Genomic DNA, 17,200 nt, shown 5'->3' on the forward strand with positions numbered 1-17,200 from the left:
CATTGTTCTCGATAGTGCATCACTACGAGAATGAAAAACCAAATGACAAACCAATAGAAAAAACTTTTGAAGAACTGATTGCATATGTCAAATGTAGCCCTGATGAAGTAAGACAACCGTTAAATAGTGCCTTTTGGAATTCATATGAAAAAATCAAGTTGTTTAAACCAAATTATAAATCAGGTCGTAGCGAATTAGCAATGGAAAACCAAGCTAAAATAGCATTGAAAACTCTTTTAAAAGAGAAGAGAGATGATTTAGACCAAGAGTTAGTATCATTTATAGATACTCTATTAAAAGACATCAACAGATATAAGACCTTATCTAAATATACACTAAGACAATTGAAACTCTCAACAAAGGATAATAATTATGACGAGTTAACCGCTAACATCAAAGACCTAAAAAGACGTTTGGGAGATGATTATCTCAAAGTGATTTTAACTAGAGTTGATAATATTGAAAATGATGTAATTATTGCGGTTGGGAATAAAATAGAATAAAGAACTAAAAACAAGAAGTTGAAAAAAGTTTCACTATTTATAGAAGTGAAACTTTTTTATTTTCATAAGTATCTGCAAATCAATGTTGTAAATTAATTTAGATGTAATTCAACCTAAAATAGTTTCACTTTTATTAAAATAATAATAAAAGTGAAACTTATTTTCATTATATTTGTGTTAGAAATAATATAGATATGAGTGTTTAAGGTTCTGTTACTACGAGTGATTATTTAAATTTTGATTCAACTTTAAACAAAGCAATCAAATTAATTAAAAATGATAAAAACTATAAATTAGGTTTTTTGGTTGTTTTAGGGATTAATTCTGGTTTACGTATTTCAGATTTACTTTCTTTAAAATATTCAGATTTAGATGGTGATTCAATTTCGTTACTAGAGAAAAAGACAAATAAGAAGCGTATCATCCGAATTAATGATAACATTAAAAATGCGTTTGACTTATTAAAATCTAGAGTTGAGATTCAGGAAGGTTTTATTTTTACTTCAAATCAAAACACAGTTTATAGTACGCAATATGTAAATCGTAAAATCAAAGAATTTTTCGGAACTAAAAATCTTTCAGTTTCTACACATTCTTTGAGAAAAACTTTTGGACGACAGGTCTATATAAACAATAATGAAACTGATAAGGCATTGTTATACCTATCGGATTTATTTAATCATTCATCACCAGCTATCACCAAAAGGTATTTAGGTATTAGACAAGAGGAACTGGATGACATTTACATGAGTCTTTAATATCAAGAACAACTATAGACATTAATTTTAATTTAATATATTATGAATACAAAAGTATACAAAGGTCGTATCTGGCTCACATCTGGTGGGCATCCAGCAGAGGTTAGTTGTCAAGCAACATCAACACAACAGGCAAGAAGCATTATTAAAGGAATCTATGGTTCAAGCTTTAAATCTTTTGCTAAACAAATGTCCACAGTTTAGATTTGATATGGATTTTGATGAAATTTCCATATTAAATATTAATCTAGCTCTTAATCATCTAAATCGAAAGTTTAAGGGAGTAGTACCCTAATTGGTACCCTAGAAAATGAAGTTTTGTAAACCATTGATATTATTGGGCTAGCAAAAGAGACTAAAGAACCTCTTTCTCCGCAGATTTACGTTTCAAAAGAAACATAAAAAACCACAAAACCCTTTAAATCAGTTGTTTAAAGGGTTTTTTATTTTTATAAGCCTTCAAAAAGCTCATAAAAACTCAAAGTTTAGTTGCCCTATAGGGTGCCCTATTGCATTTTTAGGTCACCCAACAAAAATAGGGCAACTAAATTAAAAGAATTCGCTCCGAATTCGTTGTAAGCATAGGGCATTCATAATGTTTTTAACTTAATTCAAGTCTAATTTAAAACGTTAATTATGTTAAGCATTGTGTGTTTTATTCGAACCGGAAAAGCGAAAAAAAATGGGGAACCACCAATAGTAGGGAATATAAAGGATATTCTTATGATCTAGGAATGCAAAAGCACCATCCAAATACATTAATCCAAATATAATAATAAGAATCCCGATGACTATGTATCTTGTTTTTCTTTTTTCAGTGTTACTTCTAATTTTTTTTAATTTTATTTTGTACCAAATAATTAATAGTAGACGAACTATAATTGCTGGATATGCCAATAACTGCGTCTAGATTTTTTTCATTTGTTAATGTTTTAGTGTAAACTAAAGGAACTATTATTATCATCAGTAATATAGAAAGTAATAAGGTTCCAGCTGCGATAATTAAAACTCTTTCCTTAGTCTGAACTATTTTCATACATTGTTGTGTGCTGCCTTTTTTTTAATTCTTTCTCGCTAAATAAAATCCGTAACTATAATAATCCTTGAATTTTTGATATAAGTCGATTTCATACTGATTCTCGTCAACCACTTTTCTCGCAAGTTCTGAATTGCCGTTGCGACTAAGAAAAGTCTCAAACCGTACTTTCATTGGTTCGTAATAATTTTTTAACCAACTTTCTTGATTTAGATAGAAATAACCAATAAGCGTATAACCATTATCTTCTAGTTGTTTGATTTTATTTGAAGCAATATCAATTTCAGGATATTCCGCTTTCCAAAAGTTTTCTATCTCTTTTGGTCGAGAATTTGTTATCCAAGTGATTTCACTTACAGCCAAATAACCACCGACTTTCAAATAGTCGTTCCATTTTTTGAGTCCGTTTTCAAAACCAATATTATAAATTGCACCTTCAGACCAAATGAGGTCAAATTCACTCTTATCGAATGGTAAATCCTCCATTGATTTTTCTAATGTAACGATTTTGTCCGACAATCCTAATTTTTGAGATTTTTCATTGAGTTCATTTAAAAACTCGGGAAATAAGTCAACTGCGATTATTTCTCCATTTAACTTTTCTGCAAGCGTAATTGTCTGTCCACCTGAACCACATCCAATGTCAGCCACTTTCAATTTTTGGTTAGTCGGCAAGTTTAAAATTTCAAGTGCTTTTAGTGTGTCATTTTTACTTCCTGGTCCTTGTCTTTCGGAATTTTTATGCAAGTCAATTATTAGTTCTAATTCTGTCACTCGATTCGTGTCTGTAGGTTGCACACAACGTTGTGTATAAAGCGTAGCATCCCGAAGGGTGCTATTATTCCATACACAGTGTTGGCGGTCGTTTTCATTTTTTTAATATCCTAATTTATGGTTATTTGATTTCCTTGAATACTAACAGAGGAATATTAGTATGTTTCGCCATTTTTTGAGTGTAACTTTTATGAAAAATAGATTCAAAAAAACTACGCTTAGGCTTGTACATGACCAGCATATTGATATTGTGCTCTTCAATAAAGTCATTCAAATCTTTTACCTTGTCCTTTACTGGTAAACTATAAATTTGCGCTTCTAATTCAGGAGCAGTTTCAGCAAAGTATGTTTCCAACTCCTTGATTTTATCTTCAACGAAAACTTGCTTCTCATTAAAATGGACACATTTTATTTGAGGTTGAAGTGGTTTAAAGAGTTTAATTGCTTTCCATATTTCATATGGGTCAGCATCTAAAAAATTAGTGGCATATACCATTACTACTTTTTTCTCAAACTCGGTGTTTTCTGGTATCACCATAACTGGGCAAGGAGCATTATTCAGTACATTGGATGCTACACTTCCTAAATATTTGTCTAAAGTGCTGTTTTCTCCTTGTGTTCCCATAATAATGTAACTAGCTTCAATTTTTACTGCTACATCACGAATTGTGTCTTCGATTCTCCCAATTTTAATAGAGGTTTGAATTGATGGCATTTCGGCAAGAGTTGAATGAATATTTTCGGTCACTTTTTGCACATATTTAGAGAGGCGTCTTCTTGCTAAACTAATTTGTTCATCTATTGCAACGGAACTAGAAACAGAATTGTCAACTTTGCTCGTGTCAATGGATGAAACATTAAGTACCTGTATATTTGCACTGATTTCGTTAGCTATTTGTATTGTATAGATTAATGCGTTTTTTGAACAATTCGAAAAATCTATTGGCACTAATATTTTGGTTGTTTTTTCCATGTTATTTAAATTTTAATTCCAAGTAAACTTCAATTTTTGATTCTTTCTTTTTAATGACCGCCAACAAATTGCTAAACGCAATACGTTTAGCGCCATTATGTTTATACCTACAAATCTAAGGGATTTTTGACATAATCAAATCTGGTTGGTACAATACGGGTATATCTCTCTGTTGCTTTTTGTAGAATTATACCTCACACTTGTATATGTATTAGGTTGGTTCCGCTTTCTAAAAGGTGCGTGGCAAAGCTGTGCGGCAACGTATGAGCGGTTCCTTTTTTGTAAGACTGGTTTTTAAGACTGTTGAGTCTATGATCTTGGATATACTTCTCGGCCTATATTGTGGTTCGGTCTGTCCTTCAAATTACCTTCGGATGGTATTTCGTTTAGTAAATTCTGAGTTCTTTCAGAATTTTATCTCTCAAAATACCTAGAGCAAATGCTTAAAGGATTACTTTAAACCATTATCTAAAAGACTTGGATTAGGTAAATGAAGTTTTTTTATATGTATATAAGACTATGTAAAAATATTTTGGGTGCCCATTGTGTTACCCAAATTGGTTTTTATAAGTCAAAAAATTGGAAATAAAATATCTTAGGTAAAAGGCAGCTATGCCTATTTTTCCGAAAAACGAGAACCGTAAAAAAAGTTGTAGTTTTTTTCTACTTTACTTTGGCTCTAAGATGAGCGATATCATTTCATTCCTATAAAAAAATAAATAGCTTTATTTCATCTAATTATAAAGTTATGAAAGTACTTGTTTACAGTGCCAGGGAATTTGAAATTCCTTATTTGGAAAGCGCAAATTCCCATAAACACAAACTGACATTTTTAAAAGAAGCTTTATCTTCTAAAACGGCTATCAAAGCAGTTGGTTACGATGCCATATCCATTTTTTCTGCAGATGAAGCTTGTTTTTTGACCATTGAAAAACTTAAAGATTTTGGTGTAAAATATATAACATTACGATCTGTAGGATATGATAATGTAAATTTACGAGCTGCATTGAGATTAGGTATAAAAGTGGCTAATGTGCCTGCATACTCTCCATTTGCTATTGCGGAACATGCAGTGGCTTTATTACTTGCGCTAAATAGAAAATTAATAGAATCTAATCGACGTGTATCTCAGTTTAATTTTAACTTAAATCAATTAGTAGGATTTGACTTAAATGAAAAAACTATTGGTATTATAGGAACAGGAAGAATTGGTGCTGTTATGAGTAAAATTATGCATGGATTTGGTTGTGAATTATTAGGTTATGATATAGAAACTAATTATGAATTGGTAAATAAGTACAACATGACTTATAATTCATTGGCTAACCTATGCGCTGAATCCGATATTATTTCTATACACGTACCATTAAATGAAGACACTCATCATTTAATCAATGAAGATCTAATTTCTGAGATGAAAGATGGAGTTGTAATTATTAATACTGCTAGAGGTGCCGTTTTAAATACTAATCATATTATTGATGGTCTTAAATCTAGAAAAATAGGGGCTTTAGGTATAGACGTGTATGAAAATGAAAAAGGAGTTTTTTTTAAAGATTATTCTTTAGATGTCCCTATTGATGACAATATGATTATTAAATTAAACGCTTTACCAAATGTTTTAATTACTGGTCATCATGCATTTTTAACTGAAGAGGCATTAACCAACATTGCAGAAACTACTATTTATAATCTAAACTGTTGGGAACAAAGAATTAATTCTGAAAATGAGTTAACAAGTTAGTAGTTGAGTGTTTCTTATTTACCAGAAGCTACAGTAAGTTCAAATATACAAATAGATAAGCGATCTTATATGCGAAGAATGCTTTTTACTTAGGAAAACCTATATATTTAAGTGACTTTCTCTACCAACAATAGGGTATCCAATTCTTGAAAGTACGTGTTTTGCATTTTCAAAATCATGATTAGTATGAAAATTAAAAGTTACCGTTTTCTCTAGTGAATTGACTTTGACATCACTAATGTTTGTTATTTGAGAAAGACTACTAGTAATGATTCTCTCACAACCACAACACTCAAAGTTTTGTATATGCACAGTAGCTCTCATAATTTTATTTGTTTTATATAACGAACCTGCTAAGCCTTTTTAAAGTGATAGCTATCTATTTTTGGACTGCTCAATTGGAACGTTTAATTGTAATGATTTTTCATTCTTTAGTGCTTCAATGGTAGTGCTATATCCAATGTTAAATATTTCTTTGAGATATTTTTTATCAAAAGTTCCATATTTATTCAATTTTTTAGGAGAGATTACTATATCACATTGTTTAATTTTTTTATAGTCTTCTTTAACCGCTTTTAATTTAAAAGCGCGTTCTACAACATTGTGAGAATGTTTTAAATCCTCCATGGATATGTCATCAAAACAATTGACATAACTTCCTATTATAACATCACATTTAGATTTTAAAACTCTAACTGGAAAATTATCAAGTACTCCGCCGTCTATAAAGTATGAATTTCCAATTTTTACAGGAGCAAATACACCAGGAAAAGCTGCAGACGCTAATATTGGCTTTATTAATTCGCCTTCACTAAAAATTTTTAGTTTACCTTTTAAAATATCTGTTGCTGTAATAAATAATGATTTTTTTAGCGCATTAAAATTATCATCCTTAATCAAAGAATTAAACTGAGGATAAAATTTTTCAGCATCTATAATACCTGGTTTTCCAAGCGCATACTTATTAAAATCTAATAATTGGATATCTTTAAAAAAATTAAATATAGCTTTCCAATTATATCCATAGGCATAAAGCGCACCAACTATGGCTCCTGCACTAGATCCTGCTATATATGTTGGATAAATTTTATACTCCTCTAATGCTTTAATCATACCAATGTGAGCAGCACCTCGCATACCTCCTCCAGATAATACCAAACCAATTTTCATTGTTTATAACTTAATAAATGAACTCAAATTTAAGATTCATAACCCATTTGTAAAATGATTAATATCATTTCCCAAAAGTGCTCATAGCTTTACATTTGATTATACCATAAAGTCAACGGCATTGAGAATTTATAAGTTTAAAATAGAGCTAAATGCGTTTCTGAGAGAACTTGGAGACTTGTCATATTTCACAGGGCGTTTTTTTAAAGAAAGTATCAAACGTCCTTTAGAAATTAAAGAACTTTTGCGTCAATGCTATAATATGGGTAATCGCTCTTTGTTGTTGGTTGGTATTACATGCTTTATTATTGGGTTGGTTTTGGATCTTCAAACGCGACCAACCTTAATTGAATTTGGTGCCGTTTCCTGGATGCCATCAATGGTCAGTATATCTATAGTTAGAGAAATTGGACCAATAATTACGGCATTAGTATGTGCAGGTAGAATCGGTTCTGGGATTGGTGCTGAATTAGGTTCTATGCGTGTTACCGAGCAAATTGACGCTATGGAAGTTTCAGGTACTAATCCATTTAAATACCTAGTTGTAACTCGAGTACTGGCAGTAACCCTAATGCTACCTTTATTAGTTATTATAGGAGATGCGATTGCTTTATTTGGTTCTTTTTTGGTTGAAAATTTAAAAGGCAACGTGTCTTTTACACTTTACTTTAGTCAGGTTTTTGATGCTATTGAGTTTGGTGACATTATTCCTGCCACAATTAAGTCGTTCTTTTTTGGTTTAGCAATCGGAATCGTTGGCTGTTATAAAGGTTATTATTGTTCCAAAGGTACCGAAGGTGTTGGTAAAGCAGCGAATTCTGCCGTTGTGATTAGCTCTTTATTATTATTTATAATTGATTTTATTGCTGTTTTTGTTACTGATATTTTTTATGATTTATGACATCTAATAATAACATATCAAATAGAGTAAAAGTCTTACAGATAAAGGACTTGTATAAAAGCTTTGGAGACAATCATGTTCTCAACGGTTTTAATATGACTTTATATCAAGGTGAAAGTCTAGTAATAATGGGTAAATCTGGATCTGGTAAATCTGTAATGATAAAGTGTCTAGTAGGTTTGATGGAAGCGGACAGTGGAATACTAACCGTAATGGATAATGACATTACCAAATTAACCAGAGAAGCATTAGACATTTTAAGAGCTGATATAGGTTTTTTATTTCAAGGTAGTGCACTTTACGATTCCATGACTGTACGTGAGAATTTAGAGTTTCCACTTCGTCGACACACCGATAAATTTGGTGATAACATTGATACTGAAAAATTGGTCATTGATGCTTTAGAAAGTGTTGGTCTTGTGGACGCTATAGATTTAATGCCAGCTGAGTTATCTGGTGGAATGAAACGACGAATTGCATTAGCTAGAACCTTAATTCTTCAACCAAAAATAATATTATATGATGAACCAACAAGTGGTTTAGATCCAATAACTGCAAAGGAAATTATTATTCTAATGCAAGACATTCAGAAAAAATATGGCACATCATCTTTAATAATTACACATGATGTTGATTGTGCAAGAGTAATCTCTGATAGAATGATATTACTTATAGACGGTAAGGATTATGCTGTAGGTACTTTTAATGAGTTATCTGCATCTGATGATCCAAAGATTAAAGCATTTTTTAAACATTAGTTATGAAAAATACAAGCTCACAAAAAATACGGTTAGGCCTTTTTGTAATCATTAGTACAATTCTGTTTATAGTGGCAGTATATCTGATTGGGCAACGGCAAAATATGTTTAGAAAAACATTTACAATCAGTTCTTATTTTCAAAATGTAAATGGTTTACAAAACGGTAATAATGTACGTTATGCAGGCATAGATATTGGCACTGTGAAGGATATAACTATGATTAATGATTCCACAATTAAAATAGATATGCATATCGATGAAAAAATTATAACACATATTAAAAAAGATGCTATAGCAACTATTGGATCAGATGGTTTAGTGGGTAATATGATTGTAAATATTGTTCCTGGTGAAGGTACTGCACCAATTATTACAAATAGTGATTTTATAGATTCTTACAGTAAAATAGGCGCAGATGATATATTAAGCACCTTAAGTGTTAGTTCTGAAAATGCGGCAATTTTAACATCAGATTTGCTTAAAATTACAACTGCAATGCTAGAGGGTAAAGGTACAGTTGGTTTATTGCTTAACGATACAATTATGGCCAAAGACCTAAAACAATCAGTTAATAACTTAAAACTAGCCAGTCGTGGAGCAACAAGGACTATTAACGAATTAAACTCTATTATTTCTTCTATTAAAACTAATGATGATACTGTTTTGGGTGTGATGTTGAATGATTCTGTATCTGGTTCAAAATTAAAAGCGATGGTTAGCAATTTAGAGATGTCTAGTCAAGAAATTAATAATGTTCTAAATAATATTAATGATGTCGTTGATACTATTAATAGTAGTGATGGAGCTTATAACTATATTTTAAATGATACTACCTTGGTTAATAATTTAAAGTCAACCATTAAGAATATAAATGAGGGTACAGATAAATTTAATCAAAACATGGAGGCTTTAAAACATAATTTCTTGACACGCGGTTATTTTAGAAAGCTAGAACGACAAGCGAAGCGAGAATTGAAGAAAAGTGGTAATTAAAAGCGAAATTAAAATGAAAATAGAACATTTAGAAGAACGTATAAATGATTATAAGGTTTCTATAAAAACTGTAGTTGATAAAAAGACCATTTGGCAAACAAAAACTAAAGCATTAATAAGTAATACATTAAAAGTCATATGTGAGCAATATGACGTAGGCTGGAAGGTGCAAGAATTAAATTGGATTGGTACTAACGAAGCTGTTAATATTACTTTTAATTCATTTCCTAAAGAATTAATTGATTGTACCAATCAAATACCAGCATACCAATTTATACAAGGAGGTGCTTTAATCTTTTCACAATCTTATACAGGAGATGTTCATACGTTTATTCTATTTCCATATATAGAACAACAACCAGTTGAAAATAGTAGTATTGAATTAGATGTCTATAATCCGAGTAACATTACTAAAAAGGTAATTATAGAATTGGTAGATGAGTTTCTAAAAGAAATGATAAAATGGGAAGTACCTAACTCTAAAAACAAATTAGGTTATTAGTTGTAGTTTATTTCTTTTATTTCTAAAGACAACCAGTGAAAATATTCGTTCTCTAATTTCCAGGTCACTTTATTTTTATGTGGTATTCTAATACCATTAAAGGTCTTGTAGTCAAGGGCTTCAATGCACCAGGTTTTTAGTTTAGAGTTTTCATTACCACCATAATACCGTTGGGCTTCAAAAGAAATAAAATCTCCGTCATTATTAAAGCTAAAGACGCCAGAAACGGATTGGTTATCGTAAGTAAAAGTCGCCTTTGCAGAGCGATTATTAATACTACTCCAAGTGATGTAATTATTTAATGCTGCTGATGGAAACCAACATATTTCAGCAAGATAACGTAGCATAGCACCTTGATTAATCTTAAAGTTTTCCTTTTCATTAACTACAGGTATTAGTGATACTAGTTTAATTAGCATTTCACCTTTACCTTCAATCAGTTTATCTCTTCCACATAGATTAATAAAGGGTGCTGCTCTTACTTTTGTTATCCAAATGAATGACGGATCTAATACATTAAAATATTGATTGGCTTCAAATGGCATCCATTTCCCATTTGGTTTGGTTCGCATTTCTCCTTTTTGCTTTAAACTAACTGAAGCAATTTCTTTAGTGTCGTTGATATAAGAATTTTCTATCCATTTTTTCACAATTTCGGGGATATCATAGTTTTCATTACGAGAAATCAAGTTACTTGACTCTGGAACACCGTATAATAATTCTGAAGTTTCAGCTTTAACAGAAGTATCAAAATTATAGGCGCCATAGGCAACTAGCCCAATAACAAAAATTACAATATTTATTATTGATCCATATTTGGCTTCATCCCAATTCATAATTATAAGGATTTGAGATAAAATCACCGCAATAAAAGCAATGTAGAACCAATTCTTATCAGTTAGATATTGTATAACTGAAAATATAAATAAAACAAAGGTTATCAGCCAGACTGCCCCAACAGGTTTAGAAATTCCTAATACCTGTTGATTAACACCACTTGTAAAGAAGGCATCGATAAATCCTTTGAGATGAATAATACCATGTATTAACACCACGAAACTAAACACATATTTCATGCTTAATTATTGTTAATTGGTTGAATAATATTATAGTTATACGAGAAAAATTGTAATTAATATTAAGATTAAGACGGTTATTAACAGTTTGATATAGATTTTCATAATAGCACATTTTAAATATGCTACCTAATTTAGAAATTAAGGATTTTTTTTGAAATGATATGTATCAGTCTCACCCATTTTTTTAAATGACTTTAATGTAAAAAAGCGTTTCTCCCGTTACATTTTTAAGGAGAAACACTTGTAATAGTTGTAGAAGTCATAATTACTGAGATTTTCTCATTCTACCTGTTATTTCTTCGACTTTTATTATAAATATTATGGGTATATCATCTTTATATATTTTACTTGAAAATTGACTAATAAAATCAAGTTCTCTGTGTTCTTTATTAATGATAAGATCTTTAACACCTAAAGAAAATTCGTGAAGTTTGGCTTTTGCGGCACTTCCTTCTAATTCTTCATAAACGCCTTGTACAGATACAGATTTCCAGTCATTCACAGAATCTACGTCAGAAACATTAAGGCACACATTGCTATTTTTTCGCATAGCGCTTATCTTATGACCTTCTGCCGAATATCCAATGACTTCATTATTTGCTTTATTATAGAAATAAGTAATAGGTGCTATAAATGGTCTGTTTCTGTAGATATAAGAAAGATTACCAATATAGTTGCTTTCTAAAAGTATTAACCGTTCGGATTTGTTCAGTGTTTTAATCATTGTTACTAGTATGTCATTTCAACTAAGTTATTTAAATTTATGTGAGGAAACTATGATTTTAATCAGTTAGTCTTTAGTTTGTAATTCTATCGCTGTAATCTCGGGTCGCATGCCTATTCTTGCCGGAAAACCAAGCCAACCCAAACCTCTGTTAACATAAAGGTATTGCTTGTTATGTCTGTATAAACCAGCCCAATGTTTAAACTTATATTTTATAGGACTCCATTGTAAGTTTTTATATTGAAAAGCAGCTTGCATACCATGAGTATGTCCTGATAATGTTAGAGCTATGTCTGTTTTATCAATAATTTCTTGTGTCCAATGGGAAGGGTCATGTGATAATAGGATTTTAAATTGAATATCTTTTACATTTTGAATAGCAAGATCTAAATCACCATATTGTTTAAAAGGCGGTTTTCCCCAATTTTCAACACCAATTATAGCTATTTCTTCAGATGTATTTTTTATAGTCTCTGATTGATTTAATAGAAGTTTAAAGTCTATGTTTTTAAAGAATTGTTTTATATCCTCAAAATTTTTCTCTTTTGCTGAATTGGATTCCCATTCACTATAATCACCATAATCATGATTTCCAAATATCGCATATTTACCTTTCTTAGCTTGTAGTTTTCTAAAAACTCTAGCCCAACCTCTAAGTTCCCATGCATAATTATTAACTAAATCTCCAGTCATTACAATGATGTCTGGTTTCAGTTGATTTATTTTTATAATAGCTTCATTAAGTTTTTTGAATTTGTAATTAAAACTCCCAAGATGTAAATCAGAAATCTGAATAACTTTTAAACCATGAAACGATTGTGGTAACAAACTATGTTTAATGATCTGATGGTAAACTTTAAACCGATACACAGCTTTAAAAACACCATATAAAATTATAAAGAAAGGGAGGAATCCTGAAAATAAACCAACTAACGCAATGAGTAAAATGGATTCATTATCAGAGAAAAAATAATTTGAAAAGTAAAAAATGGAAACAATAATTACAAAAATTAATTTGGGAATAAATGAGGAAACAGCCAATCCATAAAATCTTGATATCAGTAATTGTTTTCTCAATGGATTAATATCATCTAAAGTAATTTTAATAGTTAATATTGAAACTATTAAACCTACAGTGAACACCCAATATAATACATGAATAGAGGTTCTTAATATATTTGATTCTAAAAGACTTGTAATAGAGTGTAACCAAAAGAATGCCAGAATATCAACAAAAAGAATACCAAGACATAAAAGTAAAATAGTAAACAAGGAGAATGTTCTCATGTCTTATTTTTATTACGTTTCTTTGCTTTATAAGCCCAATAAATTCCTTTAACATCAGATGTCCAGGATGCATGCATATATATTAATGCAATTTCTTCAAAAGTCTCAAGTAGACCGATGATTATCATAATATAGAATAAGCTATAGTTAGGCGAAATAAAAAGGGCATAAAGTATAAAAACACTTTGCATTATAGCAGATAATTTGGCGAGGTAGGTATGAAATGCAGTGGCTTTGCCATATTTAATATAGGCAATTGTCATCTGTAAGAGGTAAGGTATAAAGGCAATGATTATAAGAGTAATATTTTCTAGAATAAAACCTTTTTCAAAATAAAATAAGCCAATAAGACCAACGATTAAAGTTATTTGATCACCAAAGGAATCTAATTGAGAGCCTCTTGGACTCGCAATGTTTAATTTTCGTGCTAAAAAACCATCAATTGCATCTGTGGAATAACTTATTAATAACATCCAACTAAAAATTAATTGCTCATCAAGCCAAATTAAGACAATTAGTATTGGCGAAGCTGCTATTCTATAGAACGAGAACCAGTCTGCAATATTAAAATTTTTAAATGTGAGCATTTTATTATTTTTTATAAAATTATAGCATCACTTAATAATTAACTATGAGAGTTGTCAGTTTAATAAACTCAATTAGCTTTATTAATGATTTTGGAGATTAATTCAAATTATAACGTAATAGTCTTAACGCGTTCAAAACTACAACAATGGTTGAGCCTTCATGAAAAGCAACTGCTAGTCCAATATTTGTAAGACCTAATATTGTTACCGGTACTAACAATGCTACAACACCTAAACTTATAATTATATTTTGCTTTATTGTGCGTTTAGATTGCCTACTTAAACCTATAAGAAATGGCAAATTTTCAATCTTATCAGACATTAAAGCTACGTCTGCAGTTTCTAAAGCGACATCACTTCCTGCTGCACCCATAGCTATACTTACAGTGCTTAAGGCCATTGCAGGTGCGTCATTAACGCCATCACCAACCATGGCTATTTTGTTAAAATGCTTGATAAGTTGTTTAATTTCAGAAACTTTATCTTCTGGTAATAGATTTCCTTTAGCTTCAGAAAGCCCTATTTGTTTGGCGATGGCGTCACCTACATTTTGATGATCTCCTGTAAGCATTACCATATGTTTAATCCCAATTTTTTTTAATTGGTTTAAGGTATGCGCAGCCGTTTTTCGAGGTACATCCATTACACTCATTAAACCGATAATTTTATTGATATAAGCGACAATCATAACGGTTTCTCCTACGTTTAATAGATTTTGTGTCTCATTGAGAGTATACTCATCTATTTTAATACCAGCAGCTTCCATTAACTTGCTATTACCTATAAAGACCTTATTCCCATTATATAATGCGGTTATACCTTTACCTTGAATGGCATTGACGTTAGTCGCTTTATTATTTGGTTCAATGTTATATTGTTTTTTTATATCATTTGTTATTGCTTTGGCAAGTGGATGATTACTTAAATTTTCAACTTCTAATACTAGCTTAACAAATTCTGCTTCCTTAAAATTATCTATTGGAATAACATTAGTGAGTTTAGGTTTTCCTTCGGTCAAAGTGCCAGTTTTATCAAAGGCAATAGTTGTTATTTCTCCCAGATCTTCTAACGCTTTTCCACCTTTTATAAGTACACCTCTCTGAGCTGCTCTAGCAATACCACTTAAAACAGCACTTGGTGTAGATATGGCCAAAGCACAAGGACTTGCAGCTACTAAAACAGTTATGGCTCTATATAAACTTGTATTAAAACTTTCGTCAATTACCAAATACGCAAAACATAATAAGAAAACAATTAAAATGACTGTTGGTACATACCATTTTTCAAATTTTTTTGTAATTCTTTGTGTTGGTGATTTTTGAGTTTCTACATCACTAACCATTTTTATTAAACGAGCAACTGTAGAGTCTCCGCTTAATTTGAGAACTAAAATTTCAAGACTCGTATCTCCGTTAATAGTACCTGTAAATACAATATGTTTTTTATCAATATTTTTAAACTCTGGTAAGTTGGATGTATTGTTAATACAAGTTTTGTCTACTGGCATACTTTCGCCAGTAATGGGCGCTTGATTTATGCTGCTATTACCACTAATAATCACTCCATCTGCCGCAATTTTTGTATTGGGTTTTACAATAATTACATCGTGCAATTTTAATTGAGATATTGCTATTTCTTTAATCTTTCCGTTTTTTTTAACAAGTGCAGTTTTTGGTGATAAATCGTGTAAAGCTTTAATTGATTTTTTTGCTTTGTTCATGGCATGGTGTTCTAAAGCATGCCCTAAACTAAAAAGAAAAAGAAGTAGCGCACCTTCTGCCCAGCTACCGATATATGCAGCACCTGCTGCTGCTGCTATCATTAAAAAATCAATATCAAAACCACCTTTTGTGATTTTTTTCGCTGCTTCAATAGTTATAAAATAACCACCAAAAAAATACGCGATAATATAACTGCTAAAAGCCAACCAAGAATAGTCTGTTGTAATTTTTTCAACTAAAAAACCAAATATGAGAAAACTTCCACAAAAAACTGCAAAATATAGCTCAGTCTTATTCTCATATATTTTCAGCTGTTCATGAGTATTCTGTGCACTATATTCCATTAAAAAATAGCTATTATTTTATAGTATAAATTTAGTAATCTTAAATGTAATTCTAACTGACTATTATCATAAGAAAGCTAGTGTTACTCGAATAGTTTTGAAAAATAAACAACAGTAAATTAGCGATTTAAGGTTTTAAATCTACTTGTAAATCTGGTATTTTTACTAACTCAATTGTTGTTGATGCAAGTACAATTTTTCCATTTGATTTTTTAATTTCATTTCTTATTTTATCGTTTAATAAATGTTTGACAGAACGTCTTTTTTTGTAATCTACGATATATCTAAGGTTAAATTGAATCCAGTTATCTGTTAGTGATATAGCCAAAGTAGGATCGATTTGTGCATCTTCAATATAATATTTTTTTACAACACTTTGCCATTGTGATTTTGATTGATAGGTGTACTCTGATAATGTTTCAGATGCAATTTTAATAATTATAGATTTTGCCAATTCTACATCAGATCCGTAACGGATAGGTAGATTAAATTCATCCCATATAAAAGGAAAATCTTGTGAATAATTATATATAGGACCTTTAAAAACAAAAGCATTACTCAGCTTTACTATGCGGCCACTATAATTATCGCTACTAACCCAGTGACCAATTTCCATCATTGTTGTATACATACTATCCACATCAATAACATCTCCTTTTATTCCATTAATTTCAATACGATCTCCTGGTTTATAAACCTTAACTAGGAAAATGTATAAAGAACCTGCAATACTCAATATAAGTTCTTGTAATGTGAAGGCAATTCCAGCAGTAAATAAGCCAATGATAATAGTGAAATCTTTTATACTACCAGAAAAATAGGTAATTGCCAAAATAATTAGAAGTACATAGCCTATTATCTCTATTCCTTTTTGAGCTTTGTAGCGGATAACAGTATCGGATATTTTTCGCTTTAAATACCTTCTAATTAATTGAATAACAGAAAACACAATGACCAGTATTATTATAAACTTTAGAACTTTCCAAATAAAAGGATTCTCCCTTATCCATTGCTCTATAAATTCTATTGTGGTCATTTAAAATTAGGTTATATGTTTTCGTAAAAATTCAATTTGTTTCTAAGTGTAATAATTTCAGATTGAAGTTCTTCCACTTGTTTTAATAAATTGTAAATAGCATCAATACCTTCAAAATTTATATCTAAATCATAATGCAGTCGCATCATTTTTTCAACATCATTAAGTTGATTTGTCCTCAAATAAGTGGTGTTGTCAGTTATAGTAATCTCCACTAAATCGTATTCCTGCAATGCCTTAATAAATGTTTTAGGAACATTATAATGTGTACAAAATTGTTGTATTGAGATGAGGTGTGTCGTTTCCAT

18 protein-coding genes and 1 pseudogene are annotated in these 17,200 nt (G+C 30.6%); 8 read left to right on the top strand and 11 right to left on the bottom strand.

What is annotated here, in order from left to right:
• From ACTG3Y_RS07325 to ACTG3Y_RS07335, 3 genes and pseudogenes are all read left to right on the top strand, one after another.
• Positions 1–503 (top strand): annotated as a pseudogene (locus tag ACTG3Y_RS07325) (hypothetical protein); the annotation flags it as partial.
• Between the two features lie 269 nt (positions 504–772).
• Complete coding sequence (locus ACTG3Y_RS07330; RefSeq protein WP_439152313.1) at positions 773–1,261, top strand: tyrosine-type recombinase/integrase; 489 nt, start codon at positions 773–775, stop codon at positions 1,259–1,261.
• 42 nt (positions 1,262–1,303) lie between these two features.
• The gene (locus ACTG3Y_RS07335) at positions 1,304–1,465 is read left to right on the top strand and encodes a hypothetical protein (RefSeq protein WP_439152273.1); all 162 of its coding nucleotides are present in this window, start codon (positions 1,304–1,306) and stop codon (positions 1,463–1,465) included.
• A gap of 856 nt (positions 1,466–2,321) precedes the next feature.
• Here the strand turns inward: ACTG3Y_RS07335 and ACTG3Y_RS07340 are convergent.
• Both ACTG3Y_RS07340 and ACTG3Y_RS07345 read right to left on the bottom strand, forming a co-directional pair.
• Positions 2,322–3,095, bottom strand: a complete 774-nt coding sequence (locus ACTG3Y_RS07340) for an SAM-dependent methyltransferase (RefSeq protein WP_439152274.1) — start codon at positions 3,093–3,095, stop codon at positions 2,322–2,324.
• A 97-nt stretch (positions 3,096–3,192) separates the two neighbouring features.
• Entirely contained in the window at positions 3,193–4,044 is an 852-nt protein-coding gene (locus ACTG3Y_RS07345; RefSeq protein ID WP_439152275.1) for a universal stress protein, read from the bottom strand.
• Positions 4,045–4,792: 748 nt separating this feature from the next.
• Here ACTG3Y_RS07345 and ACTG3Y_RS07350 point away from each other — a divergent pair.
• Positions 4,793–5,788, top strand: coding sequence for a 2-hydroxyacid dehydrogenase (locus tag ACTG3Y_RS07350; protein WP_439152276.1), 996 nt, complete (start codon positions 4,793–4,795; stop codon positions 5,786–5,788).
• A gap of 99 nt (positions 5,789–5,887) precedes the next feature.
• Here the strand turns inward: ACTG3Y_RS07350 and ACTG3Y_RS07355 are convergent, their stop codons facing one another.
• Both ACTG3Y_RS07355 and ACTG3Y_RS07360 read right to left on the bottom strand, forming a co-directional pair.
• Positions 5,888–6,112, bottom strand: a complete 225-nt coding sequence (locus ACTG3Y_RS07355; RefSeq protein WP_439152277.1) for a heavy-metal-associated domain-containing protein — start codon at positions 6,110–6,112, stop codon at positions 5,888–5,890.
• Between the two features lie 51 nt (positions 6,113–6,163).
• A complete protein-coding gene (locus ACTG3Y_RS07360; protein ID WP_439152278.1) occupies positions 6,164–6,958 on the bottom strand; it encodes a patatin-like phospholipase family protein in 795 nt (264 codons plus the stop codon).
• A 121-nt stretch (positions 6,959–7,079) separates the two neighbouring features.
• Here ACTG3Y_RS07360 and ACTG3Y_RS07365 point away from each other — a divergent pair, with 121 nt between their 5' ends.
• From ACTG3Y_RS07365 to ACTG3Y_RS07380, 4 genes are read left to right on the top strand one after another with little or no spacing between them, the layout of a single operon-like run.
• Positions 7,080–7,859, top strand: a complete 780-nt coding sequence (locus tag ACTG3Y_RS07365; protein ID WP_439152279.1) for an MlaE family ABC transporter permease — start codon at positions 7,080–7,082, stop codon at positions 7,857–7,859.
• Positions 7,856–8,617 (top strand): ABC transporter ATP-binding protein, encoded by a 762-nt coding sequence (locus ACTG3Y_RS07370; protein ID WP_439152280.1) that lies wholly within the window; start codon positions 7,856–7,858, stop codon positions 8,615–8,617. The genes ACTG3Y_RS07365 and ACTG3Y_RS07370 overlap by 4 nt, the downstream gene beginning before the upstream one ends.
• 2 nt (positions 8,618–8,619) lie before the next feature.
• Positions 8,620–9,612 (top strand): MlaD family protein, encoded by a 993-nt coding sequence (locus tag ACTG3Y_RS07375; RefSeq protein WP_439152281.1) that lies wholly within the window; start codon positions 8,620–8,622, stop codon positions 9,610–9,612.
• 13 nt (positions 9,613–9,625) lie between these two features.
• Positions 9,626–10,114 carry a hypothetical protein gene (locus tag ACTG3Y_RS07380; protein WP_439152282.1) on the top strand — a complete coding sequence of 163 codons (489 nt, stop codon included), beginning with the start codon at positions 9,626–9,628 and terminating at the stop codon, positions 10,112–10,114.
• Here the strand turns inward: ACTG3Y_RS07380 and ACTG3Y_RS07385 are convergent.
• From ACTG3Y_RS07385 to ACTG3Y_RS07415, 7 genes are all read right to left on the bottom strand, one after another.
• Positions 10,111–11,190, bottom strand: a complete 1,080-nt coding sequence (locus ACTG3Y_RS07385) for a DUF6920 family protein (protein ID WP_439152283.1) — start codon at positions 11,188–11,190, stop codon at positions 10,111–10,113. The genes ACTG3Y_RS07380 and ACTG3Y_RS07385 overlap by 4 nt on opposite strands.
• Before the next feature lie 268 nt (positions 11,191–11,458).
• Complete coding sequence (locus tag ACTG3Y_RS07390; RefSeq protein WP_439152284.1) at positions 11,459–11,917, bottom strand: pyridoxamine 5'-phosphate oxidase family protein; 459 nt, start codon at positions 11,915–11,917, stop codon at positions 11,459–11,461.
• A gap of 66 nt (positions 11,918–11,983) precedes the next feature.
• Entirely contained in the window at positions 11,984–13,204 is a 1,221-nt protein-coding gene (locus ACTG3Y_RS07395; protein ID WP_439152285.1) for a metallophosphoesterase, read from the bottom strand.
• Positions 13,201–13,791, bottom strand: a complete 591-nt coding sequence (locus tag ACTG3Y_RS07400) for a CDP-alcohol phosphatidyltransferase family protein (RefSeq protein WP_439152286.1) — start codon at positions 13,789–13,791, stop codon at positions 13,201–13,203. The genes ACTG3Y_RS07395 and ACTG3Y_RS07400 overlap by 4 nt, the downstream gene beginning before the upstream one ends.
• Positions 13,792–13,888: 97 nt before the next feature.
• Positions 13,889–15,856, bottom strand: coding sequence for a heavy metal translocating P-type ATPase (locus ACTG3Y_RS07405; RefSeq protein ID WP_439152287.1), 1,968 nt, complete (start codon positions 15,854–15,856; stop codon positions 13,889–13,891).
• Positions 15,857–15,983: 127 nt separating this feature from the next.
• On the bottom strand, positions 15,984–16,892 hold the full coding sequence (locus ACTG3Y_RS07410) for a mechanosensitive ion channel family protein (RefSeq protein ID WP_439152288.1): 909 nt from the start codon (positions 16,890–16,892) through the stop codon (positions 15,984–15,986).
• 11 nt (positions 16,893–16,903) lie between these two features.
• Positions 16,904–17,200, bottom strand: a complete 297-nt coding sequence (locus ACTG3Y_RS07415) for a chaperone modulator CbpM (RefSeq protein ID WP_439152289.1) — start codon at positions 17,198–17,200, stop codon at positions 16,904–16,906.

Source organism: Winogradskyella sp., from assembly GCF_965656915.1.
GTDB lineage: Bacteria > Bacteroidota > Bacteroidia > Flavobacteriales > Flavobacteriaceae > Winogradskyella.